The sequence below is a fragment of the Arthrobacter sp. TmtSoilC79 genome, assembly GCF_059739405.1.
Window position 1 is genome coordinate 3,692,509 of the sequence record NZ_AP046051.1, and the last position, 22,516, is coordinate 3,715,024.

Sequence of the window (22,516 nt, forward strand, 5' to 3'; positions counted from 1 at the left end):
CCCCCATCACTGGGCTTCCCTTGTGGAACTGTCAGCTCATGGAAGGACATCGCTTTGTTCGGCTCTTTGGAAACGGGTGGTTCCGCTGATCAGCTGACCGGAATAGTGGGCGTTGCCGCCAAGGTCATCGAGGCCCTCGGCGAATGGGGAGTGGGCTTGCTGACGTTTCTTGAGACGGTGTTTCCCCCAATCCCCAGCGAAGTCATCCTCCCTTTGGCCGGCTTCCTCACCCAGCAAGGCAACATCAACCTGTTGTTGGTGTTCCTCACCAGCACCCTTGGCGCTTACGCAGGGGCTCTGCTGTTGTATTGGCTGGGCTACAAAGTAGGGATGAAGCGGTCCATCCATTTGTTGTCGAAGCTTCCACTGGTTGACCGGGAAGATTTCGAGAGGGCAGCCGGTTGGTTTGAGCGCCACGGCAAGTCCGCCATCTTCTTCGGAAGGCTGTTGCCCGGGGTGCGCAGCCTCATCTCCCTCCCGGCCGGCGCCGAACGCATGAACCTGGTGACCTTCAGCATCTTCACCATCGCCGGAACCGGAGTATGGAACGGGCTGCTCATTGGATTGGGCGCGTTGCTGGGCAAGCAATACCACTTGGTGGACCAGTACTCGCGCTTCCTCAACTACGCCGTCTACGCCGGGATTGCCGGCTTCATAGCGTGGCTCGTCGTCCGCCGGGTCAGGCGGGGCAAGGCAAACGCCAAGTAGGCAGGCCGGCTCAATTGATGATTTCGCCGCGTTCATCCGCTTGGAGTGCGGCCAACCGCTCCTTCCACGCCTGCAGTTCCCCTGGCGTCAGCCGTGTCCAGCCGGTGACTTCACCAATGACCCTGAGCGGGGCGCTGCTGCGGTATGAGCGGGTGGGATTGCCGGGGAACTTCTTGTCAGTCACGTTGGGGTCATTCTCGAAGTCCCCTGTTGGCTCCACGGCGTAAACGCGTGGCTCGCCGTCGCCGGCGGCCAGTTCCGCAGCCAGACCGGCGCCGTCCCGAAGTGCCGTGAAATAGATGTGGTTCATGACCACCTCAGGACGGTAGTTGGACCGGAAACCTGCACTCAGGAGATCGCCTTCGCGAAGATCGGCTTTTGTTCCGTGAAAGAAGGGGCCCTCATCCAGTGGTCTATTCGAGGACGGCAGTGGTTTATTCGAGGACGGCAGTGGTTGATTCGCAGATGGCGGCAGTGGTTGATTCGCAGATGGCGGCTGGTTCACAAATACAGCCTAAGCCCGCGGTTTCAGGAGGCAACCGCTGCCGGGGAGCCCGGGGCTTGCGGCTTGGAGAGTGGCGGATGGATATGGCGGTCAGTTGCGGTGAACAGCGCAGCGGGGGCACCGCCGGCGGCTCCCCGGCTTTTCCGGCCGGTGTCATTGAGTTGCGGCATCATTTTTCGGGTGAAGTTCCCGGCGGGCAGGGTCGTTTCCCACACAGCGTCGTAAACGGTGCGAAGCTGCGTCATGGTGAACTCTTCAGGCAGAAGGCGTGCGGCAACGGTGGTGTATTCCATTTTACCGGCCAGTCGCTCCAGCCCGTCGGCCAGGATCGTGGCGTGATCGAAGGCCAACTCTTTGCTGCGCAGAATGTCATGGACCCCGTACCATCCGCTGGAGGCAGCATCGGATCCGGCGGCGATCTTTGGCAGCGTAATGCCGTTGGATGCCAGAAGGGCCACGTGGGCTACCGAGACAACCCGCATCCGCGGATCCCGATCCGGATTGGTGTAGGTGGCCAACTGCTCGACGTGAACCGCCAGTCTTCCCAGGTCCAGCCCGGTCTCTTCAGCGAGTTCACGCCCGGCTGCCTGGCCGGCTGACTCCTCCGGGCCAACAAAGCCTCCCGGGAGGGCCAGTGCGTCCTTGAAAGGGTGTTCGCCCCTGCGGACCAAGGCCACCTTCAGCACGCCGTCCGTGACTGCAAACACCACCAGGTCCACGGTCAGGGCTATGGAGGGATAGTCGCCGGGGTTGTAGTTTTCCAGGAAGTTCCTGGCGGACTTGGCTTGGGAGGTCACGCTGCTGCACCTTCCAGAACGGTCCTGGCAGCCCACGGCGGGGAAGCAAGACTGCTCCGCTGGGCAAGGACCAGGTCAATGATTTCGACGGCGGTCTTCATGCGCCGATCGTGGTCGCCGGTGACCAGGATCCATGAGTGTCCCTCCTCAGTCAGGGTTTCCTTAAACCACTCAGTCATTTCTGCGCGTCGGTGTTCGCCTTCACGCCATCCATCGTCTTCGAACTCCACGCCCTCGTGATCGGTGATCAGGTAGAGGTCCCGACGGGGCAGAACGTCAGCAGCGTGGTAGGAACCGAAGCTGCCTTCGCCCAGGTAGAACCGCTCCCAGAGCGTGGTGGCCAGGGCATCGGTATCTGCAATCACCAAAGGACAGGCGTCGGCTGCCGCATTCTCCAAGACGGTCTGCCGGGCACCAACCACACCGAAGTCCTGGGCTGTCCACACCATGTCCTGGAGTCCGGCACCAGGCGTCCGGGCACGGAGCTCATCAAACTTCAGGTACGTGTATTCACGGCCGAATTCCGGGACGTCCAAGAGCCGGGGGAATTGCTGGCGGTAATGCCCGGTAAGTGCCTTTGCCAGCGTGGTGGTCCCCGTGGATTCGGCACCAACCACAATGATCCGCGTTGCCATGTCCTGACGGGCGGAAGGGATGATCCAGGACCAGGCGGCCCCAAGATCCTCACGGCACAGGGTGCCGCTGACCGGGTAGGCGCTCCGGGAGAGGTCTACCAAGACGTGCTCCGCGTCAAAAATCCCAGCCAGCCGGGCACCGTATTCTTCTGAGCTGAACAGTGCGTCCACTGAGGATATGCCGTGGGACTTCAGGGCCAGACGCATCAGCTCGGCCTGGGCTTTCCAAATTTCGTCCGAGTGGTAATCATCCGGGCAGTCGTTGGGCATCCCGATGATCTCCACACCTTTGACCTCCTGAAATTCCTCGGCGAGCCATGCGCGTCGATCCTCAACGCTGATGGACTCGAATCGGTTGCCAAGGACCAGGACGGCGACCCTTTCGGCTTGCGCTGCAGCGGTGGTGATCAGGTGGTGGTGGCCCGCGTGGGGCGGGTAGAACTTGCCGATAACCATGGCCTGCTTGTACATCTCATGCTCCTGTCTTGATGGCTTCGGAAAGGGCCGGAGTTTCAGCACGGCGGGCACGTTTCCAATCGATGAGTCCGTAAATGCAAAGGGCCAGGAATCCGATGTAGAGGATGGCGGTCAATGTCAGGCCGCGGCTGAAGTAGAGCGGAACAGAGACCACATCGATGAGAATCCAGACGTACCAGTGCTGGAAGATCTTTTTGGCCTGCCCATAGGTTGCTATGAGCGAGGCGGTCAGCACGAAAGCGTCCGGCCATGGCACCTGGGAATCAGTTCCGTGGGTAAGGACCAACGCCACAGCTACAGTTCCGACCAACGCAATACCGACGCCCAGGACGACCTCCCTGCCCGTAGCGTCCCGGATCAGCAGGTCATTCTTGACCTGGGTGTCGGAGTTGCCGCGCACCCAATTGAACCAACCGTAGGCCGAAACGACCGCGAAGATCACCTGAAGTACTGTTTCCCCATAGAGTCCTGCTCCGAGAAACAAAACGATGAACGCCAGGTTGTTCAGGATGCCAACGGGCCAGTTCCACAGCTTCTGCCGGGCTACGCCATAGACGCAGGCTGCACCGGTAACGAAGCCGATTACCTCGATCCAACTCACCGGGCTGCCGAAAAGGTTGGGGATTGCTGCGGAGTTCATCCAGTCGAGCAGGGCCATCATTGTCGTCTTCCATTCTTTATTATCACTCTGACAAGAACAAAGTAGCAGAGTTATCGTCACTCTGACAACAACCCATTGCTGAGGCATTTCGAACAGCCTGGAAATGGGCCTCAGCGCGGTGCGGGAGTCTTGAGTTTTTCCTGAGGAAGTGTTGCGGGTTTGCAGGATTTGTTCTTGATCCTGCCCCGGCACAGTAGTTCTTGTCAGCCAGTCAGGCAGACACCAAAGAACAGGCCGGCCGGTCTCACGGTGGCCCACCGAAAGGACACTGATTCCCATGGCCATCAGCCTCAAGACCACCTCCGGCAAGATCCTCGCTTCCGTCGCACTGGTCGGCACCGCAGCCGCCGTCGCCGGGATGGGCACCTATGGTGCGTTCACGTCCTCGACCTCCGCCTCCCAGGCCGTCACCGCCGGCACCGTCACCATCGCCCTGGGCACCGGAGCCGCGAACACCCTCAACGTCCCGGTCACCGGAATGCTCCCCGGCGACAAAGCCGAAAAACTCGTCACCCTGGCCAACACCGGCAACTCCGACCTGAACAACGTCACCCTCACCACCTCCGCCGGCGCCACCGCCTCCCTGCTGACCACCGACCCCACCAACGGACTGCAACTGACCATCGAGAACTGCTCCGTGGCCTGGACCGGTACCGCAGCGCCCTACACCTGCGCCGGAACCAAAACCACCGTCCTGGCCAACGGCCCGGTCATCGCAGCGAACAAGGTCCTGAACAACCTGACCTCCCTGACCTCAGCCAAGACCGACAACCTCAAAGTCACCACCACCCTGCCCGCCACCGCAGACAACACCTTCCAAGGCGCCACCTCCACCCTCGCCTTCTCCTTCACCGGCACCCAACGCACCGAAACCACCAAATAACACCCACAGCAACCCCGCCCCCGTGGGGGTTGCCCGATAGACCCCAGGGGCCGGCCGGTATGCCCTTCCGGCCGGTTCCTGGCCATTTCCTGATCAAGTCTTGAGGCCTTCCCGCAGACTCCCTTGAGCAGGGCACGGAAGACTGAAATCACGTCAAGCCCCACGAAAGGAACGCCAGACATGAGCGCGCTGAGCACCATCACCACTCCCGCAGTACATGGCCGGCGTTCCGCCGCGGCAAAAGGCGAAACCCGATCCACCGCCGTCGTCCATTCCGCCCCTGAAGCTGCCGCTGTGCAGCAGGCCGCAGCGGCCACACCGAACACCCGCACTGCCAGCACGTTCCGTCGCGTCGCCGGTAAAACAGCCCGGGGAATCGGCGCCGGCATGCTGGTCCTCGCCGCCCTCGTGTTCCTGTTCCTCGCCATCGGCCCCCGCGTCCTGGGCTACCAAACCTCCACCATGCTCACCGGCTCCATGGCACCCATGATCAACCCCGGCGACATCGTCGTCACCGTCCCAACCCCCATCACGGACATCAAAACAGGCGACGTCATCACCTACCACATCCCGGTCGAAGACCAACGCGTGGAAACCCACCGCATCACCGAAATCACCCCCACAGCCGACGGCGGCACAGCAGTCCAAACCAAAGGCGACGCCAACAACGGCATCGACCCCTGGATCGCCACCCTCCAAGGAACCACCGTGGACAAACACGTCGCCACCATCCCCGGCGTCGGCAACGCCATCCGCACCCTGCGCCAACCCATCATCATGAACATCCTGATGTACGGCGCACCCAGCATCCTGGTCATCGGAATGCTCGCCTCCATCTGGACCAAAAACCCCACCAAGACAACACCGGAAGAAAAGGCCGGTACCGGCAATGAAGCCCTCGGGTAATCCCGGCGGCGAATTGGACCTGGGCAGGCTCCAATCTCTCGCCGAGGAACTGGGAAGCCCCGAGCCGGCCCTGCGTTTTCTCGCCAAGTACCTGGCGATGCTCCCGCAGCGCGTCGAGCGGATCATCCACGCCGTGGACGAACACGATCCCAAGGAGACCACTACTGCCGTCCTCAGCCTGAAGATCAGTTCCTCCATGGTGGGAGCCATGGAAACGGAGCACCAATGCCGGGCCATCGAATCAATGATCCGGGAAAACCACTTCGACGACGCTGCCCATGCACTGCCCGCCCTGCAGCAAACGGCAGACCGTTGCCTGGCTTCGCGTTCGGACCTCATCCGGGCTGCGCACACATCGCTGACCCGGCACAGGGGATTTTTCCGGTCTTGAGCGGACCTTGAGTGTTCACCGAGGTGTTTCCTGAGGCCCGTTCGCCACACTGGAAAAGGAACATTCGCACTACGGGGACGGCAGCTAAGCACATGCAGGGCAAGGGCATCATCTGGCAAGTACCGGCAATCATCATGGCCGCCGTATTCCTGCTGATGGGCGTCCAGATTTCACCGGCGCACGCAAAGTTCAACGACACCGCAACGGGTGCCCTGGCCGTCAGTGCGGCAAAGATCCCTGCGCCGGCCGCCAATACAGTGACCGTGACGAAGTCCTGCGATTCATTCCTCTGGTTTGGCCAGGCCAAGATCAGCGTCAGCAGTTTCACCGCCGTCGCCTACGCCAACTATCACGAACTGAAAGTCATAGACCCCGACGGCGTGGTGCAGTTCACGGGCGACCTCAGCAAGGCTGCGGGAAAGTCGTACAACTCCGGCGTCCAAAGCTCGGGCAACCTCACCGGGACCTGGACTTACCAGATCCGCGGCTACTACAAGGTGCCCAACTCCACCAACGCATGGGCAGGCCCACCCCTTTCAGGCACGCTGAATTGCCCGTGATTCGTTGGTTCGTGCGCTTTCATCAGGCCATGGGATGGTTTCCAAAAAAGGTCCACGACCGTACCGACGACCTCATCGAGTTTTAGCGGCCCCTTTCGGCAAGACACAAGCAGGGGTGGGTGTTTTGACTTGAATGGGCGTATTTCAGCTGCGCCTCTTAGGATTAGACGAAACTGGAGTCATGAAGGCCTGGTCTTGGGGGAACAGCGGCAAAAAGCCATACCTGATCCACTTTGACGAACCTAAACCCAAATTGACGCGGTTTTGAATACTTCCGGCAATCCTTCGGCGTTTACAGCAACCCGGAACCCCCACCCCGCACAAATCGTCCCGCACAACGAGAAATGAATATGGAACTTCTTGACGCTCAAACAGTTGTGATCTCTGCCGTCCTCCTGGTGCACATCACTGGCGTGATGATCGTGGCTGCCTCGATTGCCGGCCTGGTGATCTCGCTGTTTATCGTCGTCCTCGGGGTGCATTTCATCCGAACCACATGGGAATTGACGCAGAATTGGCGCAGCAGTAGCCGATTCCGAGGCGCCATCAGCTTGGTTGCCGGCTTTCTGAGGGCAGGGGTTTCGGCGGTACGCCCCGTGATAGCTGCGGCGCGTCGGAAAATGAGCCAGCTGGCGTCGTTCAAGGTTCAGTAGTAACTGCCAATGCTGCTCCACGACTGGAGGAGGGTCCGTGGAAGAACCCCTCCCCCGAAGTCGTGCAGGGCTTCTGCCTTTAGGGCTTAATCGGCGGAGATCGCCGGCTTGCGCAGGAAGAGGCCAACCACCACTGCGGTGAGCAAGCAGAGGCCGGCGTTGACCCAGATGGCGGCGGTGACACCGCTGAGGACAGTTTGGGCCTCGTTGTTGCCGATGCTGAGGATTTGGGCTGTGAAGATGGCACTCATGATGGGGATGCCCATGGTGATGCCGATCTGCTGGCTCATTGTTGCCAGTCCCGTAGCCAGACCTTGTTCTTCATCAGGCAGCCCGGAGGTTGCCGTGACCATGAATCCGACGATGACAACGAGGTTGGCTGCGCCACCGATGAAGGTGGCGAGCAGCAGCAGACCGATTGATGCGGGGTCTGCGCTGAGCAGGACGAGGACGCCTGTGGCAATGGCCTGGACTATGAATCCGTAGATGATGGCATTCTTGTTGCCGATCCTGCTGATCACCTTGGGTCCGAGGATGCCGCCGAGTACCGTGCCGAGGCCAAGGACTGCGAAGGCCAAGCCAGCACCGAGCGGTGTGTAGCCGAGAACTTGCTGCAGGTAAAGCGTCAGCAAGAACACCAGGGACGTTTCAGTGACGAAGGCCAGGATGCCGGCGATGTTGCCCCAAGCGACAGTGGAGCGCTTCAGAATCTCCAGTGGTACCAGCGGCCAGGCTGTCCGGCGTTCGACGGCGACGAAAGCAACGAAGAGCACAACGGCTGCCGCGAGGGAGCCCAAAGTAAGGGGGTTGGTCCACGAGTGCTCGGCGGCGTTCGTCAAACCGAAGACAAGGGCCAGAAGGCCGAGGGTAACGGTGACGGCGCCCGGAACGTCCAACTTCAACTTCGAGGTGGGTTTGCTCTCAGCGAGGACGATGGGGGCGATGACCAGTACTGCGATGGCAACAGGCACGTTGATGAAGAACGCCCAACGCCAGCTCAGAAGGTCTGTCAGGAGCCCGCCGAGGATAGCGCCGGTCGTAAAGCCCGCGGCCATCAGTGATCCGTTAAGGCCCAGTGCCTTATCGCGCAGCGGGCCTTCCGGGAACGATGCCAGCAACAAGGACAAGGCTGCGGGAACGACAATGGCCGTAGCGACGCCTTGGCCCACGCGAGCGATAAGCAACAAGGCCGGCTCGGCAGACAACCCGCCGGCAAGTGACGCCGCGCCGAGCAGGGCCATGCCGATGATGAACATCTTGCGGCGCCCGGCAATATCGGCGACACGGCCAAACAGCAGCGTCAGGCCCGCAGCGCAGAGTGCGAATGACGTCGCAATCCACTGAAGGTTCTCCATGCTGAAGCCAACATCGGTGCCGATGGCCGGTAGGGCTACGTTGAGGATGGAGAAGTCGACAGCGAGGATAAAACTCGCTGTGAGCAGGACAATGAGTGCCAGCCGTTGCTTGCCGGTCATCTGCCTTTTCGAGTCCGGCTGGGGTTCATGGTCGGTGGCATACGGAAGGCTGGTGCCTTTGGTGACATCCGGTTGTGTCGTCATGGAAGATCCTTTGCTGGAGCTGTATCCGCCCGTGGGCGGCTTTCTTCACAGCTCCAACGGTCCAGGTATCCCCCCGGATCAACCACACCCCCTCTTGCCTACCCCTGACAGGGACAGGACACTGCCACCGGGGACCGGCAGAATGGTGAACATGACTATGGTGAGTGAACTTGGGGAGTTCCTTCGAGTCCGAAGGGCCTCGCTGCAGCCGGAAGACGTCGGCCTCTTGAATTACGGCATCCGCCGCGTACCAGGTCTCCGGCGGGAAGAACTGGCAATGCTGGCGGGAGTCAGCAATACCTACTACACCCGCCTGGAGCAGGGCCTCAGTAACAACGCTTCTGATGCCATCATTGATGCGATTGCCCGGGCCCTGAATCTCAACACTGACGAGCGGGCCCACCTGTTCAATCTTGCCCGCGCCCGCCCCGCCAAACGCCGCACCGTGACGAAGCCGGACAAGGCCAGGACAGGGACGCTCCGCCTGATTCAGTCAATGGCCAGCACCCCCGCCATCGTGCTGGGACGCCGCAGCGAGGTGCTTGCCTGGAACCGGCTTGGCCATCGCCTGGCTGCCGGGCACTTGGACTTCGACGCACCGAAGTCGGCTGCAACAAGGCCAAACATGACTCGTTTGTTGTTCCTTGACCAGCACACCCGCGAACTTTACTCACGGTGGCTGGAGGAAGCCACGCGTGCAGTGTCATCACTGCGGCTCATCGCCGGCCGGGCCTCGGATGACCCCGAACTCGCCTCTTTGGTAGGTGAGCTCACTTTGAAGAGTGAGGAGTTCGCGAAATTGTGGGCTCGGCACCCCGTTCAGAACTGCATGTCCGGGTTGAAACACATGCACCATCCGGAGGTGGGCGATCTGGAACTGAACTTCGAGGTCCTCACACCGCCCGATGAATCCGGCCACAGAATCCTCATGTACGCCGCGGATCCGGGGACGCCGGCCGCGGAAGCACTTCAACTGCTGGCCGCCGGCGATGTGGTCTCCGAAGAGCCGCGCAGCTTGTCCCGGGATCTATGACCGTCCACGACGACACAGTCCGATAGTCCGTTCCGACTTCGCTAGGCTGCCCCTATGCCCTCGCCGTGGACTTTACTCATCGCCCTGCATGCCATCGCAGCGGGCTACGCCCTGATCTTCGGTGCCGTGAACCTGCTTCGCCGCAACAAGGGCAGCGCAGCGCACAAGACCCTGGGCCGCATCTGGGCGGCGGCCATGTACGTTGTGGTCCTGACCTCCTTCGGGATCCGGACCATCGACGGCGGGTTCAACTGGCTTCATGCCCTGTCCGTGCTGACGTTCTGCACCCTCACGATGGGTCTGGTCACAGTCCGCCGCGGCAACATCCGTGCCCATCAGCGTTTCATGACCGGCAGCTACTTCGGGCTCCTCGGGGCGTTCGTCGGCGTCGTAGCGGTCCCGGATCGACGGCTCCCCCAAATGGCCGTGCACGACCTCGCCGGCCTCACCCTCTGGGTAGCAGCACTGGCGGTTTCAGCCGGCCTGACCATCGCCGGGCTCATGAACCTTCGTCAGAAGACCGCAACGGGGCAGTAGCGCCGAACAGCGATTGGGTTGGTCAAGCAATGTCCGTACCCGTCTCCTACTACGCACTACTATAAGAAATATAAACACTTTAAAAAATTTATAGGAGTGTAAAAGTGGCAGCGAAAAACCCGTTCAAACCGACAGCTGGTGCCCGCCCACCGCTTCTTATCGGCCGGGATGACATGCGCCAAGATTTCGCAGAGAGCATCGAGAATGGTCCCGGCGCCCCCGGATTGCTCTCTATCTTCACCGGCCCCCGCGGCATCGGCAAGACCGTCATGCTGGGGGAAATTGAAGATGAAGCCATCGAGCACGGCTGGATTGTCATCTCGGAAACCGCCACGGCCGGACTCGTCGACCGCATCGGCAGCGGCGTCCGCGCCGCGGCTGAAGAGCTCGGGGACGGCGCTGGCGGCCGCCGGGTTACCGGGGTGACGCTCGGAATCGTGCGCGTGGATACACAGCTTCCGGCTGCGCGTGAGGTTCACTGGCGGCGGCCGATTACCGAACTGCTGGAGAAGTTGAGCGAGCAGGACACCGGGTTGCTGATCAGCATCGACGAGATTCATGCCGTGGACCGGACCGAACTCTCCGAAATCGCAGCGGTCGTCCAACATCTGATCCGCGAAAGTCTTCCCATTGGCCTGGTCCTTGCTGGTCTGCCGAAGTCTGTCGAAGACCTGCTCAACGAAGGCGTCTCCACCTTCCTTCGCCGCGCCGAAAAGTACGACCTGCACAGGACCTCGATAGACGAGGTCGCCGAAGCCTTCCGGGATACTTTCTCGGAAAGCGGCGTGAACATCAGCGACGAACATCTCCGGCAGCTGGCCGAAGCGACGGGCGGCTACCCATTCCTGATCCAGCTCGTCGGCTACCACGTGTGGAGTCAAGCCAGAAAATCAGGGGCGGTAGTCACCGACGAGGCGCTGGCTGCCGGAGTACAGAAAGCCCGCCGTCGCATGGGTGCCACCGTCCTGCAGTCTGCCTACTCGGCTCTTTCCGATGTCGATCAGTCGTACCTGCTGGCCATGGCTGAAGACGATGGCCCGTCCAGCACCACAACAATTGCGGAGCGTTTGGGCGTCAACGCCGTATACGGCGGCCAATACCGGCTTCGGCTATTGGCTGCTGGGGTCATCGAAACAACAAGCCGGGGATACGTCGATTTCGCCGTCCCGACATTCCGCGAATTCCTCCGCGACACACCCGCTTATGGACTTCGGCTGCAGCACCCCAAACACTGAGCGCCACGCTGTAGCGCTCTGCGCGCAGTAGAAAGGAAAGAATTGGGAAAGCGGAAGCCAGCGGCGTGGGGAATTGTCGTCCGTCTCGATAACGGATTGCAGTTTTACTACTACCTGCACCCCAACCGTCCAGGAGACGAATGGAGCCCCAGGGAGAACCAAGCATTGCGGTTCACATCAGAGGGGGAAGCTCAAACCCGCTGCAACACGTTCCTCACCAACAGCAAAGCCAAGGAGTACTACGTCGTACCGCTACCCCTTTTGAGGTCGTAGATCACTGACAGCTTCAGGTCTGGTCTCTCGCGTGGCCTCGCACCAGCTATGCGGAAACACGTAATGTGCCCAGTGCCAATCGGAGGCTGGACCTTCCCATCAGGCGGTCCCATTCACTGGCTCAGAACAGTCCGGCACTTGGCGGCCCTTCGCACACTGCCTCTGCATCCCTGATGCTTCAAGGCAGAAGAGTCACAGCCGGCACAGATGTTGTTCCGGGTATCCATCGGAATCGGTTGAAACCTTCCGGCCGCCGTGCAGTAAACGCGTCCCACCCTGCATTCCAAACACGAAAAACCCCTCCATCCGGCCAAGTTGTCCGGAATGGAGGGGTTCGTGGAGCCCCCTGTCGGATTCGAACCGACGACCCCCGCTTTACAAGAGCGGTGCTCTGGCCAACTGAGCTAAGGAGGCATGCTCCGGTTACCCGAAGCACAGCGCGAAAGAGCGCTAGATAAGGTTAGCCCAGACCATCCCCGTCAACGAAATTCGCCGGGAACAACGCCGAACAAACCGGGAACAACCCGCACCAAATCGGGAACAGCCCGAACCAAACCAGACAACAGCGGCCGGCCACCCATGAAGAAAAGGTGACCGGCCGCCGTCGTACATTCCGCGGGTGTTAGCCCTTGGCGTCTACTGCCGTCTGGATTTCGGCGTTCAGGTCCGTGCTGCCGTCCCACTGCTTGCCGTCGATGAACACGGTGGGCGTGCCGGTGACGCCGATTGCCGCAGCTTCCTGGGTGGCAACCTTGACCCACGGACGGAACTGCTTGCTGTCGACACAGGAGTCGATGTTGGCCGCGCCTACTTCGGTGGCCATCTTCTTCAGGTCGTTGTCAGAGATGCCCGCACTGCCTTCAGCCGGCTGGCGCTCGAAGAGCAGGTTGAAGAAGTCCGCGTACTTTTCCGGGGAGGTGTTCACCACGCACGCAGCGGCGTTGGCCGCGCGGGAGGAGTAGTTGGTAGTGGACTGGCGGTCCAGGAATCCGAGGGGACGGTATTCGAGGGAGATCTTGCCTTCGTTGCGCAGGTTGGTCAGCGACTCACCGTAAGTGGTCTCGAAGCGCTTGCAGACGGGGCAGATGAAGTCGATGTAGGCAACAACCTTCACGGGCTTGCCGGCTTCAGCCTCGCCGCCCGGGACCGTCACGGTTGCGGGCGGGGTGGCTGCGGGGGCGGGAACGTCGGCGACGTTGACGCTGGCCGGCTCGGACTTAACAACTTCGCTGTTGGCCAGCAGCGTGACGCCGCCGTGGACGTTGCCGTTGGCCGGCGTCGGGCCCTGATCTGCGATCGGCGCGTTGTTCTGCGCCTGGCCGATGACCACGAACGCCACCACGGCGATGATGACCACAACGGCAACCACAATGCCCCAGCCGACCAGAAGCTTGTTGCGCTTGTCCTTCTTCAACTGCTCTTCGCGGATTGCGCGCGCCTTTTCCCGTGCCTGGGCGGTGCGTTCGGCCTTGGACAGGCGTTGTTCGTTTGCGGGGCTCATCAGTTCCTCGGGGTATTCGACATCATGGGGCGTAGGGCAACGGGGTCAGTTTACGGGAGCAAACTTGAAGATCCGCCGCAGACCCTCCTGCCCGGTTGTTGAACGATCAAGTGCCATGGAAGATTCCGCTAGTAGGCTGGGAGTTGAGTCACAGCAACCCCAGGGAGCATTAATGCAGGATTTGGCAAGCGAAAAACTCAAGACCGAAGAAGGCGTTCGGGCTGCTCCAGTCAAGAAGCCCACGGCAACAAAGTTCGACTTCATGGTGGTCTCCAACAGGCTGCCCGTGGACCGCATCAGTGATGACGACGGACACGGCGCTGACGGCTGGCGGCGTTCGCCCGGGGGCCTCGTGACGGCGCTCGCGCCGATGATGACAAAATCCGACGGCGCGTGGGTGGGTTGGCATGGCGCCCCGGACGAGACGGTCCGCCCCTTCAGCCACGAGGGCATGGACCTCATTCCGGTCCAGCTGAGCAGCGATGACGTTGAACTGTTCTACGAGGGCTTTTCCAACGCGACCATTTGGCCGCTGTACCACGACGTCATTGCCCCGCCTGAGTTCCACCGCACGTGGTGGGATTCCTACCGCAAGGTCAACCGGAAGTTCGCCGACGCCGTCACCCGGCACGCCGCCGATGGCGCCACCGTGTGGGTGCAGGACTACCAACTTCAGTTGGTCCCGCGCCTGCTGCGCGAGACGAGGCCCGACCTCAAGATCGGCTTCTTCAACCACATCCCCTTCCCGCCGCCGGAAATTTTCGCCCAACTGCCGTGGCGCCGGGAAATCATTGACGGCCTGCTGGGCGCGGACCTCCTGGGCTTCCAGCGTCCCAGCGATGCCGGCAACTTCATGCGCTCTGCCCGCCGCTTCCTGGGTGCCAGCGTCAAGCAACAGCAGGTCCACGTCAAGGGCCCCGACGGCGAGGTAACGCACATCGCCAGGGCGCAGGCTTTCCCGATCTCCATCGATGTTGCCCAGATCCGCGAGCTCGCCACCAAGCCGGAGATCATTGAACGCGCCCAGCAGATCCGCAAGGACCTTGGCAACCCGAAGACCATCCTTTTGGGCGTGGACCGCCTGGACTACACCAAGGGCATCCGGCACCGGCTCAAGGCTTTCGAGGAACTTTTGGCGGACGGCCACATCAAGGTGGAGGACGCCACCCTGATCCAGGTGGCAAGCCCCAGCCGGGAACGCGTGGAACAGTACAGGCTGCTCCGCGAGGAGATCGAGGGCACGGTGGGCCACATCAATGGCACCTACGACACCATCCAGAACACTGCGGTCCGCTACTTGCACCACAGCTATCCGGTGGAGGAAATGGTGGCGTTGTACCTCGCGGCGGACGTCATGCTGGTCACCGCGCTGCGCGATGGCATGAACCTGGTGGCCAAGGAATATGTCACGGCCCGATCCGAGGATGATGGCGCGTTGGTCCTCAGCGAGTTTGCCGGTGCCGCCGACCAGCTCAAGCAGGCATTCCTGATCAACCCGCACGACATCGATGGCCTCAAATCCACCATCCTGCGCGCCGTGAACCTGCCCCCGAAGGAAGCCCGCCGCCGCATGAAGCTGATGCGCAAGCAGATCCTGGATCACGACGTCGATCACTGGTCGGCTGAGTTCCTGGCCGCTCTGGAGGAGAAGGTGGTGCGCGATGACAGCTGAGAAGCTCTCACTATCGCCTGAGCTGCTCGAAGCAGTCCGGCGCATATCCAGCACGGAGCACTTGCTGGTGGCGCTCGACTTCGACGGCACCCTCTCCCCCATCGTGGACAGGGCGGAGGACGCCAGGCCGCTGCCCCGCTCCGCTGCGGCGTTGGAGGCCCTCGCCGAACTGCCACGCACGACGACGGCACTCATCTCGGGCAGGGCACTGGACAGCCTGCGGCTGGTCGCCTCCCCTCCTGCGGACACGCTGCTGATCGGCAGCCACGGGGCCGAAGTCTGGCTCGGTGAAGGATCCCTGGGCCTGGAACTGGACGACGAACAGCGCAGCAAGCTGGCCGCGGTCCGTGAGGTCCTCGCGGAAATCGTGAACATCGCTCCGGGGACGCTGCTTGAGGACAAGCCCGCCGGCGTCGTCCTCCACACCAGGATGGCCGACGACGACGTCGCGGAGGACGCCGTCGAGGCCGCCACCCGGGTGCTTCGCGAGCATCCGGGCGTTTACCTCAAAACCGGCAAGCGCGTACTGGAGACCTCGGTGGTCCACGCTTCCAAGGGTGAAGCGGTGGAGTTCCTCCGGCAGGCAACCGGGGCCACGGCCATCTTGTTTGCCGGCGATGACGTCACTGACGAAGACGCCCTGGGCAGGCTCCTGGGCGATGACGTGGGCATCAAAGTCGGTCTGGACTTCACCCAGGCCCAGTACAGGGTGGAGGCGCCGGTGCACGTGGCGGAGCTGCTTGAGGCCTTGCTCAGTGAGCGTCGGCGGGTCACGGCAGGGGCTTGAAGCGTGACCAGCGCAACATGTGACGTTCGTAACATTTAGGTAGTAAGTCCAAAAGTCTGACATACTCTTGGATGTGATGTGACGCACAGTACCGTGCGGCGTCATGCGATCCTCCCCGGCCATTGGCCGGGGAGTTCAACTGAAGAAAATGAACCATTCACAACGGATCGTCCGGCACGTACCTGCCGGTGAAGGGATTGATAACTGTGGCTACAGTTACTTTTGATAACGCTACGCGTCTGTACCCGGGCACAGATAAGCCCGCCGTCGATAAGCTCAACATCGACATCGCCGATGGCGAATTCCTGGTCCTCGTTGGACCCTCCGGTTGCGGTAAGTCCACCTCCCTGCGCATGCTCGCAGGTCTTGAGGACGTCAACGCAGGCCGCATCCTGATCGGCGACCGCGACGTCACGGACGTTCCGCCGAAGGACCGCGACATCGCCATGGTCTTCCAGAACTACGCCCTGTACCCGCACATGACTGTTGCGGACAACATGGGCTTCGCACTGAAGATCGCCGGCGTCTCCAAGGAAGAGCGCGCCGAGCGTGTTCGCGAAGCCGCCAAGCTTCTTGACCTTGAGCAGTACCTGGACCGCAAGCCGAAGGCACTCTCCGGTGGTCAGCGCCAGCGTGTTGCCATGGGCCGTGCAATCGTCCGTAACCCGCAGGTCTTCCTCATGGATGAGCCGCTCTCCAACCTTGACGCCAAGCTCCGCGTCCAGACCCGTACGCAGATCGCATCCCTGACCCGCCGCCTCGGCGTCACCACGGTCTACGTGACCCACGACCAGGTCGAGGCAATGACCATGGGTGACCGCGTCGCAGTGCTGAAGGACGGTCTGCTCCAGCAGGTCGACACCCCGCGCAACCTTTACGACCGTCCGCAGAACGTCTTCGTTGCAGGCTTCATCGGCTCCCCGGCCATGAACCTGCTGGAACTGCCGGTCGTCGACGGCGGCGTACAGTTCGGCGGAACGGTTTACCCCGTGCCGCGCGACGTTCTCGAAGAGGCTCACGGCCGGACCGTCACCGTCGGTTCGCGTCCGGAAGACCTTGAGACGGTCGGCAACGGCGAGGGCCTGCAGGTTGAGGTTGACGTGGTTGAAGAACTCGGCGCCGACGCTTACGTTTACGGCCACACCATCCTTGATGGCAAGAGCCACGACATCGTTGCACGCGTCGACGGTCGTCGTCCCCCGATGAAGGGCGAGTCCATCTTCGTTCGTCCGCAGTCCGGCCACGTGCACCTGTTCGACACCAAGACCGGCCTCCGCCTGGGCGACTAGTCCAGGCCGGCGCTGACGCGCCATTCATTTCCGCATCTTGATAGCGGCCCGACCCCTCCAGGTCGGGCCGCTCTCGCGTTAACCTTTCTCCCGGAAAGAACGGTATGAACACCACAGATAACCTGGTCCCCCGCCCCTCCCACGTCGCACTCCAGGAAACCCCTGCCTTCACCCTCGCCCCCACAGCACGGATCGCAGCGGCAGACTCAGCTGCCGCGGTCGCTGAACAGCTGGCCCTGGTGCTGCGCGCCGGCACTGGTTTCGAGTTGCCCGTCGTCGAGGACACCCGCACCGGGGACATTGCCCTCGAGTTGGCGGACGCGTTCGACGGCGGCCCGGAAGCCTATACCCTCAGCGTCACCGAAAGCGGAGTCGGGCTCACGGCTTCCACTCCGGCCGGACTTTTCAATGGAGTCCAGACGCTCCGGCAGCTTTTCCCAGCCACTCTCGAGAGCGGTAGGCCAGACGGCGACTGGGTGATTCCCGCCGTCGAGATTGCCGACGCACCCAGGTTCGCCTACCGGGGCCTCATGCTTGATGTTGCCCGCAGCTTCTTCACCGTGGAGGAGGTCAAGGAACAGATTGACGTCATGACCCAGTTCAAGCTGAACGCCCTCCACCTTCACCTCACGGACGATCAGGCGTGGCGCATCGAGATCCACGAACCGGAACAAAACCCGTCGGGATTGCCGTACGCGGATCTCACCGTTGTGGGAGGACAGGGTGCCGTTGAGGTCCCTACCGCGGCTCCTGCCCGTGGCCGCGAGGGCTTCTACACGCAAGAGGATTTCAAGGACATCCAGGCCTACGCCGCCACCAAGAACGTCCTGGTGATACCGGAGATTGACCTGCCCGGGCACGTCAATGCCGCCCTCGCAGCGATTCCGCAACTTAACGCCGATGGCCTGGCCAAGCCCATGAGCACCACCGCCGCCGTCGGTTGGTCGACACTGGACGGTTCCCTTCCTGCCACGTACGAGTTCGTCCGCGAGGTCCTGGCTCAGCTCGCCGCGATCACTGCAGGCCCGTACATCCATATCGGCGGTGACGAAGCGAAGGTCACCGACCACGACGACTACGTTGCCATGGTGCAGGAATTCGCAAAGATTGCCGCCGCGACCGGCAAGACAGCCATGGGCTGGAACGAGTACGCCGCGGGTGAGCTCCCCCAAGGTTCAGTCATCCAGTATTGGTTCGGCGATCTCACCCCGGTGGTCAAGCAGGCAGAGACCGGTGGTTCGCCGGTGATCATGTCGCCGGCCGCCAACACGTATCTGGACCAGAAGTACTCCCCGGAGAGTCCTGTTGGGCTCGAATGGGTGGAAGGCGGGCCGTTCACATGGGCGGAGTACTACAACTGGGATCCGGCCCAGGGCGGCCTGACGGACCAGCACATCCTGGGCATCGAGGGCCCCTTGTGGACTGAAACCGTCCGCAACAACGCCCAGGCCCAGTGGCTCCTCTACCCCAGGGCTGTCTCGTTGGCGGAAGTCGCGTGGTCGGGCCAGGAGGTCCGCAACGCAGGTGACTTCCGACGTCGGCTCGGCGCCTTGGGCGAGCGGCTCGCCTACCAGGGCGTCGCTTTCGAAGCAGCGCCCGACGTCGAATGGTCAGCAACGTCGAGGTGGCCGTTCCCGGACGCCGGGACGGCGGCCACCGCTGAGTACGGAACAATTGAGGCATGAGCGAGCAAAACGGAGCCCAGTGGCACGACGAACCGACCGACTACGGGCAGATCGGCAAGCTCCCCCGCACTGAAGCGGCGAGTGCACAGGACACCGCGCCTCCCGCCAGTGTTATCGGTTCCCTGAATATCACAGCGGCGTCTGCGGACCCGGAGCTGTTGGACCTTCCGTGGCATATCGCCTTGGAGGATTGGCCGGCCGAAAACCTTGCGGCACTCCCCCGCGGTATCTCCCGGCACATCGTGCGTTTCGCGCACCTGGGTGGTTCGGTGATCGCCATCAAGGAAACCTCCGAGCACGTGGCCCGCCATGAGTACCACATGCTCCGGAAGCTGGCCCGGCTGGATGTTCCCTGCGTGGAGCCGGTGGCTGTGATCACCGGACGCACCACCGCGGATGGCCGGCCGCTGAACCCGGTGCTGGTCACCCGGCACCTGAAGTTCTCCATGCCGTACCGTGCACTGTTCTCCCAGATGCTCCGCAAGGACACCTTGACGCGCCTCATTGACGCCCAGGCACTCCTGCTGGTTCGCCTGCACCTTGTGGGCTTCTACTGGGGAGATGTTTCACTGTCCAACACCTTGTTCCGCCGCGACGCCGGCGCGTTCGCCGCCTACCTGGTGGACGCTGAAACCGGCGAGCTCTACCCGGACCTGTCCATGGGACAGCGCGAGTACGATCTCGAGATCGCCCGAGTGAACATTGCCGGCGAACTGATGGACCTGCTGGACGGCGGGCTCATCGAGGAGAAGGTGGACCCCGTGGCCACCAGTGAGCTGATTATGGACAGCTACCGCCGGCTCTGGACTGAGCTGACGGAGAAGGAGTCCTTCGAACTCGGCGAACGGTGGCGTGTGGCCGCCCGCATCCGCCGCCTCAACGAGCTCGGCTTCGATGTGGAGGAGTACGCCATCAAGACCACGGCGGACGGCTCCACCATCCAGCTCCAGCCAAAAGTCGTCGACGCCGGCCACCACCAGCGTCGTTTGCTGCGCCTGACCGGCCTGGACGCCCAGGAGAACCAGGCACGCCGGCTCCTGAACGACATGGACCAGTTCCGGGCGGACAACAACCCGGAACTGGACGAGGAGATCAGCGCCCACATCTGGGTCAGCCAAATCTTCGAGCCCATTGTGCGTTCCATTCCGCGTCACTTGGCCGGGAAGCTGGAGCCGGCCGAAGTGGTCCACGAGGTCCTGGAGCACCGCTGGTACATGAGCCAGAAGCAGGACAGGTACGTCCCCTTGGCCGAGACGGTGCAGTCCTACCTGGATACGGTGCTGCAGCACCGCCGCGACGAGGCCGCCATCATGCTGAACCCGGACACTGAGCTGCTGAAGATCCTTGAGGTCGAGGTGGAGGAATCCGGGCGCTACGACGATGAAGACGAGGAAGAGTACCCGGACGCCGACGACTAGCGGAGTTTTTGTACAGATAACGCCCGGAAGAGGGCCTCTAAAGGGCGTTATCTGTACGAAAACTCACGGTTCCAGGGTTTCGGCCAGGCCGGCCAGGACCGGCTCACGGCCCAACTCAATGTGCGAGTACGCCAGGGAGTACGCCAAATCCGGCTTGCCCTTCAGGATCGCGTTGCATAATTCGGTGTGTTCATCACGCTGGAGTTCGTTGCTGCGGTTGTGGGCCAGTCCGAAGATCCAGCGCATCCGGCCAAAGAGGGGCTTCACGGACTCGATCAGCAGCCGGTTGCCGGACAGGCGCACAATTTCGGCGTGCAACTCGGCGCTGATGACGGCAACGTCGTCAGTCCGGTCCTCGTCAATGGCAATCTTGGACGCTTCCATGAGTTCCTGGAGACGTCCGCCGTCGCTTCCCTCGGCAACCCTGGTGGCAGCCATCCGTGCAGCAAAGGTCTCCAGGCACAGGCGGATGTCGAACAACTCGTTGACATCGGTCAGGGTCAGTTGCCGGACCACAGCACCCCGGCGTGGGAACGTCGCCACGAACCCGTCCTGTTCCAAGCGCTGGATGGCCTCCCGGACCGGAATGCGGGAGACGTTGTAGAGCTCGGAAAGCTCGCGTTCGCGCAGCCGCATACCCTGCGCGTAAGTCCCCGTGACAATGCCTTCCAACACCAGTTGGTAGACGTTCTCCGCACGGGCCTCATCATCACGGCCGTTTCCGTTGTCCGGCATCGCCTCAGCCACTGTAAAACTTCCCTTCATGCCGGCGTCCGCTCCCTGTGCCGGACGGCGCCGGTCAGCGTTCCAACCGAGCATACACGGGAGGAAACAGCTCATCGGCCGGTCGGTTCCGGGCATCGCGGACTGTGTAGGCGCGGCGCATCTTGTCGAAGAGTTCCTGGCCCTTCGCCCGCCAGAAACCCAGGTCCACACCGTCGATTTCGCCGTCCGCCATGATGGTCCTGCCGGCCACCACGGAAAGCACCGCCTGGCGGGCCGTACCGTTCAGGATGAGGGTCCGCAACGGGTCCTCATGGACGCCGTCGCGGATGTCTCCGAGTTGGAAGGCCACCATATCTGCTTGGGCGCCGGGCTCGAGGCGACCCAAGTCAGGACGGCGTAATGCCTGTGCCCCGCCCAAGGTGGCGGCGTCGAAGTATCCGGCGACGTCACCGGCGTCGTTCCTCCCGGCCAGGATTTTGGCGAGTTGCACGCCGGCGTCAATTCCCCTGAGGAGGTCCGGTGGGAACGAGTCCGTTCCCAGCGAGATGTTGATGCCCGCTTCCTTGTAGGCCTGGAAGGAATCCAGCGTGCTGCCGTAACGCATGGACGTCAACGGGCAGTGGATGATGCTGGCGCCACTGTCCGCGAGCTTTTTGAGATCACCCCGGTCTTCACCGAACACCGCAGGGTTCCGGTCAGTGTAGGTGGCATGCGGGATCAGGAGCCGCTCGTTGAGCAAGCCCGTCTGGTCCAACAGTTCCAAGGGCGTCACACCGTGCCATTGCAGGATCAGCTCGCGTTCCACCAGGCCCTGGAGCGAATGCAGGCGGACCAGGACATCCCGTTGCCGGGAAGCCACGGCGGTCTCCTTAAGCAGCCCGACGTCCAGGGTCTCTATGCGGCACGGGAGCAGGACACCGTTGACCAGGGGGTCGTTGAGTTCCGTTGCATGGTCCAGGAAGCGCAAGGCGTCCGCCAGCCCCTCACAGCCGCGGTCGTCGTCGAACATGACCGAGCGTTCGCCGTTGTCCAACACGACGTTCACGCCCGAGCGGTAGGCGGGGCCAAGGTAGCCACGCAGGCCCAGGCGTCGGCTGGTCTCTGCCATCCCCGCCAGTTCCTCGAAGGACTCGGCCCATTCGGAATGCACTTCGGAGGCAATCGGCATGTACGTGGTGACGCCGTGGAGGAGAAGCTGGATCAACGCATACTCGCGGATCTCCTGGCGTTCCTGGGCGCTAAAGACATCCGCCCGGTGGTTGCGGAAGTAGTCCTCGGACCACTGGTGGCCCTTGGCCTGCTCCGGGCTTGCCCAGCTGTCCAGGATGAGGTGGTCGATGTCGGTCAGGGCATCGAGGTCGATCAATCCAGGCATCAGCAGGGCCTCCCCTGTGTGGAGTTCCTCGTCCACGGGCCCGTTGTAGTCATGGCCGACGTACTCAATGACATCCCCGCTGTAGACAACGCACGCGTCATCCAGCAGCACATGGCGTCCGTGGTGATGGCCCAGCACATAGCGGGCAGTGACCTTGGTGCGCACGGCAGCTCCTCTTCCTGTTTGTGGTTCAGATCCCAAAAGAGAAGTCTCTGGTATTCCAAACAGTACATTATTTGTGATTTACATC

22 protein-coding genes and 1 tRNA gene are annotated in these 22,516 nt (G+C 62.1%); 14 read left to right on the top strand and 9 right to left on the bottom strand.

Annotated features, from left to right (window positions below; genetic code table 11):
• Positions 1–54 precede the first annotated feature (54 nt).
• Positions 55–708 (top strand): DedA family protein, encoded by a 654-nt coding sequence (locus AC6JA3_RS16835; protein WP_497920339.1) that lies wholly within the window; start codon positions 55–57, stop codon positions 706–708.
• Positions 709–718: 10 nt separating this feature from the next.
• On the opposite strand, the gene arr is transcribed toward AC6JA3_RS16835, so the two are convergent.
• The 4 genes from arr to pnuC form a co-directional block, all read right to left on the bottom strand.
• Complete coding sequence (gene arr, locus AC6JA3_RS16840) at positions 719–1,117, bottom strand: NAD(+)--rifampin ADP-ribosyltransferase (RefSeq protein ID WP_431768469.1); 399 nt, start codon at positions 1,115–1,117, stop codon at positions 719–721.
• Between the two features lie 119 nt (positions 1,118–1,236).
• Positions 1,237–2,010 (bottom strand): NUDIX hydrolase, encoded by a 774-nt coding sequence (locus AC6JA3_RS16845; RefSeq protein WP_497920340.1) that lies wholly within the window; start codon positions 2,008–2,010, stop codon positions 1,237–1,239.
• Positions 2,007–3,116 carry an AAA family ATPase gene (locus AC6JA3_RS16850; RefSeq protein WP_091554266.1) on the bottom strand — a complete coding sequence of 370 codons (1,110 nt, stop codon included), beginning with the start codon at positions 3,114–3,116 and terminating at the stop codon, positions 2,007–2,009. Before AC6JA3_RS16850 ends, AC6JA3_RS16845 begins: the two co-directional genes overlap by 4 nt.
• A gap of 1 nt (position 3,117) precedes the next feature.
• A complete protein-coding gene (pnuC, locus tag AC6JA3_RS16855) occupies positions 3,118–3,783 on the bottom strand; it encodes a nicotinamide riboside transporter PnuC (RefSeq protein ID WP_026542586.1) in 666 nt (221 codons plus the stop codon).
• Positions 3,784–4,060: 277 nt separating this feature from the next.
• Here pnuC and AC6JA3_RS16860 point away from each other — a divergent pair, with 277 nt between their 5' ends.
• The 5 genes from AC6JA3_RS16860 (at position 4,061) to AC6JA3_RS16880 (ending at position 7,176) form a co-directional block, all read left to right on the top strand.
• Entirely contained in the window at positions 4,061–4,666 is a 606-nt protein-coding gene (locus AC6JA3_RS16860) for a TasA family protein (RefSeq protein WP_497920341.1), read from the top strand.
• A gap of 180 nt (positions 4,667–4,846) precedes the next feature.
• Positions 4,847–5,572 carry a signal peptidase I gene (locus AC6JA3_RS16865; protein ID WP_497920342.1) on the top strand — a complete coding sequence of 242 codons (726 nt, stop codon included), beginning with the start codon at positions 4,847–4,849 and terminating at the stop codon, positions 5,570–5,572.
• On the top strand, positions 5,556–5,963 hold the full coding sequence (locus AC6JA3_RS16870) for an Hpt domain-containing protein (protein ID WP_091554340.1): 408 nt from the start codon (positions 5,556–5,558) through the stop codon (positions 5,961–5,963). Before AC6JA3_RS16865 ends, AC6JA3_RS16870 begins: the two co-directional genes overlap by 17 nt.
• Before the next feature lie 92 nt (positions 5,964–6,055).
• A complete protein-coding gene (locus AC6JA3_RS16875; protein WP_026542652.1) occupies positions 6,056–6,523 on the top strand; it encodes a hypothetical protein in 468 nt (155 codons plus the stop codon).
• Between the two features lie 350 nt (positions 6,524–6,873).
• Positions 6,874–7,176: a hypothetical protein gene (locus tag AC6JA3_RS16880; protein WP_497920343.1), complete on the top strand. Its 303-nt coding sequence runs from the start codon at positions 6,874–6,876 to the stop codon at positions 7,174–7,176.
• Between the two features lie 86 nt (positions 7,177–7,262).
• On the opposite strand, the gene AC6JA3_RS16885 is transcribed toward AC6JA3_RS16880, so the two are convergent.
• Positions 7,263–8,651: an MFS transporter gene (locus tag AC6JA3_RS16885; RefSeq protein ID WP_497920646.1), complete on the bottom strand. Its 1,389-nt coding sequence runs from the start codon at positions 8,649–8,651 to the stop codon at positions 7,263–7,265.
• A gap of 235 nt (positions 8,652–8,886) precedes the next feature.
• Here AC6JA3_RS16885 and AC6JA3_RS16890 point away from each other — a divergent pair, with 235 nt between their 5' ends.
• The 3 genes from AC6JA3_RS16890 to AC6JA3_RS16900 all read left to right on the top strand — a co-directional run bounded on the left by AC6JA3_RS16890 (position 8,887) and on the right by AC6JA3_RS16900 (position 11,540).
• Positions 8,887–9,768 carry a helix-turn-helix domain-containing protein gene (locus AC6JA3_RS16890; protein WP_497920344.1) on the top strand — a complete coding sequence of 294 codons (882 nt, stop codon included), beginning with the start codon at positions 8,887–8,889 and terminating at the stop codon, positions 9,766–9,768.
• A 54-nt stretch (positions 9,769–9,822) separates the two neighbouring features.
• A complete protein-coding gene (locus tag AC6JA3_RS16895; RefSeq protein WP_026542649.1) occupies positions 9,823–10,305 on the top strand; it encodes a DUF2306 domain-containing protein in 483 nt (160 codons plus the stop codon).
• A gap of 104 nt (positions 10,306–10,409) precedes the next feature.
• On the top strand, positions 10,410–11,540 hold the full coding sequence (locus tag AC6JA3_RS16900) for a DUF8462 domain-containing protein (protein ID WP_026548387.1): 1,131 nt from the start codon (positions 10,410–10,412) through the stop codon (positions 11,538–11,540).
• A gap of 610 nt (positions 11,541–12,150) precedes the next feature.
• Here the strand turns inward: AC6JA3_RS16900 and AC6JA3_RS16905 are convergent.
• Positions 12,151–12,227 (bottom strand) — tRNA-Thr (locus AC6JA3_RS16905).
• A 208-nt stretch (positions 12,228–12,435) separates the two neighbouring features.
• A complete protein-coding gene (locus tag AC6JA3_RS16910; RefSeq protein ID WP_026548385.1) occupies positions 12,436–13,314 on the bottom strand; it encodes a DsbA family protein in 879 nt (292 codons plus the stop codon).
• Positions 13,315–13,486: 172 nt separating this feature from the next.
• Between AC6JA3_RS16910 and AC6JA3_RS16915 the strand changes: the two genes are divergently transcribed.
• From AC6JA3_RS16915 to AC6JA3_RS16935, 5 genes are all read left to right on the top strand, one after another.
• A complete protein-coding gene (locus AC6JA3_RS16915; RefSeq protein WP_026542646.1) occupies positions 13,487–14,986 on the top strand; it encodes an alpha,alpha-trehalose-phosphate synthase (UDP-forming) in 1,500 nt (499 codons plus the stop codon).
• Positions 14,976–15,773, top strand: a complete 798-nt coding sequence (gene otsB / locus AC6JA3_RS16920; protein ID WP_347781828.1) for a trehalose-phosphatase — start codon at positions 14,976–14,978, stop codon at positions 15,771–15,773. Before AC6JA3_RS16915 ends, otsB begins: the two co-directional genes overlap by 11 nt.
• Before the next feature lie 206 nt (positions 15,774–15,979).
• Positions 15,980–17,062, top strand: coding sequence for an ABC transporter ATP-binding protein (locus AC6JA3_RS16925; protein WP_026542644.1), 1,083 nt, complete (start codon positions 15,980–15,982; stop codon positions 17,060–17,062).
• A gap of 104 nt (positions 17,063–17,166) precedes the next feature.
• Positions 17,167–18,747 carry a beta-N-acetylhexosaminidase gene (locus AC6JA3_RS16930; protein ID WP_497920345.1) on the top strand — a complete coding sequence of 527 codons (1,581 nt, stop codon included), beginning with the start codon at positions 17,167–17,169 and terminating at the stop codon, positions 18,745–18,747.
• On the top strand, positions 18,744–20,165 hold the full coding sequence (locus AC6JA3_RS16935; RefSeq protein WP_026548382.1) for a DUF4032 domain-containing protein: 1,422 nt from the start codon (positions 18,744–18,746) through the stop codon (positions 20,163–20,165). Before AC6JA3_RS16930 ends, AC6JA3_RS16935 begins: the two co-directional genes overlap by 4 nt.
• 63 nt (positions 20,166–20,228) lie before the next feature.
• On the opposite strand, the gene AC6JA3_RS16940 is transcribed toward AC6JA3_RS16935, so the two are convergent.
• Complete coding sequence (locus AC6JA3_RS16940) at positions 20,229–20,930, bottom strand: GntR family transcriptional regulator (protein WP_245232966.1); 702 nt, start codon at positions 20,928–20,930, stop codon at positions 20,229–20,231.
• 34 nt (positions 20,931–20,964) lie between these two features.
• Complete coding sequence (locus AC6JA3_RS16945; RefSeq protein WP_497920346.1) at positions 20,965–22,431, bottom strand: chlorohydrolase family protein; 1,467 nt, start codon at positions 22,429–22,431, stop codon at positions 20,965–20,967.
• Positions 22,432–22,516 lie beyond the last annotated feature (85 nt).

Bases quoted from the DNA above. Each gene is read 5' to 3' on its own strand.
- AC6JA3_RS16850 (WP_091554266.1), bottom strand. From the start codon at position 3,116: ATGTACAAGCAGGCCATGGTTATCGGCAAGTTCTACCCGCCCCACGCG.
- pnuC (WP_026542586.1), bottom strand. From the start codon at position 3,783: ATGATGGCCCTGCTCGACTGGATGAACTCCGCAGCAATCCCCAACCTT.
- AC6JA3_RS16860 (WP_497920341.1), top strand. From the start codon at position 4,061: ATGGCCATCAGCCTCAAGACCACCTCCGGCAAGATCCTCGCTTCCGTC.
- AC6JA3_RS16865 (WP_497920342.1), top strand. From the start codon at position 4,847: ATGAGCGCGCTGAGCACCATCACCACTCCCGCAGTACATGGCCGGCGT.
- AC6JA3_RS16870 (WP_091554340.1), top strand. From the start codon at position 5,556: ATGAAGCCCTCGGGTAATCCCGGCGGCGAATTGGACCTGGGCAGGCTC.
- AC6JA3_RS16875 (WP_026542652.1), top strand. From the start codon at position 6,056: ATGCAGGGCAAGGGCATCATCTGGCAAGTACCGGCAATCATCATGGCC.
- AC6JA3_RS16880 (WP_497920343.1), top strand. From the start codon at position 6,874: ATGGAACTTCTTGACGCTCAAACAGTTGTGATCTCTGCCGTCCTCCTG.
- AC6JA3_RS16885 (WP_497920646.1), bottom strand. From the start codon at position 8,651: ATGACCGGCAAGCAACGGCTGGCACTCATTGTCCTGCTCACAGCGAGT.
- AC6JA3_RS16890 (WP_497920344.1), top strand. From the start codon at position 8,887: ATGACTATGGTGAGTGAACTTGGGGAGTTCCTTCGAGTCCGAAGGGCC.
- AC6JA3_RS16895 (WP_026542649.1), top strand. From the start codon at position 9,823: ATGCCCTCGCCGTGGACTTTACTCATCGCCCTGCATGCCATCGCAGCG.
- AC6JA3_RS16910 (WP_026548385.1), bottom strand. From the start codon at position 13,314: ATGAGCCCCGCAAACGAACAACGCCTGTCCAAGGCCGAACGCACCGCC.
- AC6JA3_RS16915 (WP_026542646.1), top strand. From the start codon at position 13,487: ATGCAGGATTTGGCAAGCGAAAAACTCAAGACCGAAGAAGGCGTTCGG.
- otsB (WP_347781828.1), top strand. From the start codon at position 14,976: ATGACAGCTGAGAAGCTCTCACTATCGCCTGAGCTGCTCGAAGCAGTC.
- AC6JA3_RS16930 (WP_497920345.1), top strand. From the start codon at position 17,167: ATGAACACCACAGATAACCTGGTCCCCCGCCCCTCCCACGTCGCACTC.
- AC6JA3_RS16935 (WP_026548382.1), top strand. From the start codon at position 18,744: ATGAGCGAGCAAAACGGAGCCCAGTGGCACGACGAACCGACCGACTAC.
- AC6JA3_RS16940 (WP_245232966.1), bottom strand. From the start codon at position 20,930: ATGAAGGGAAGTTTTACAGTGGCTGAGGCGATGCCGGACAACGGAAAC.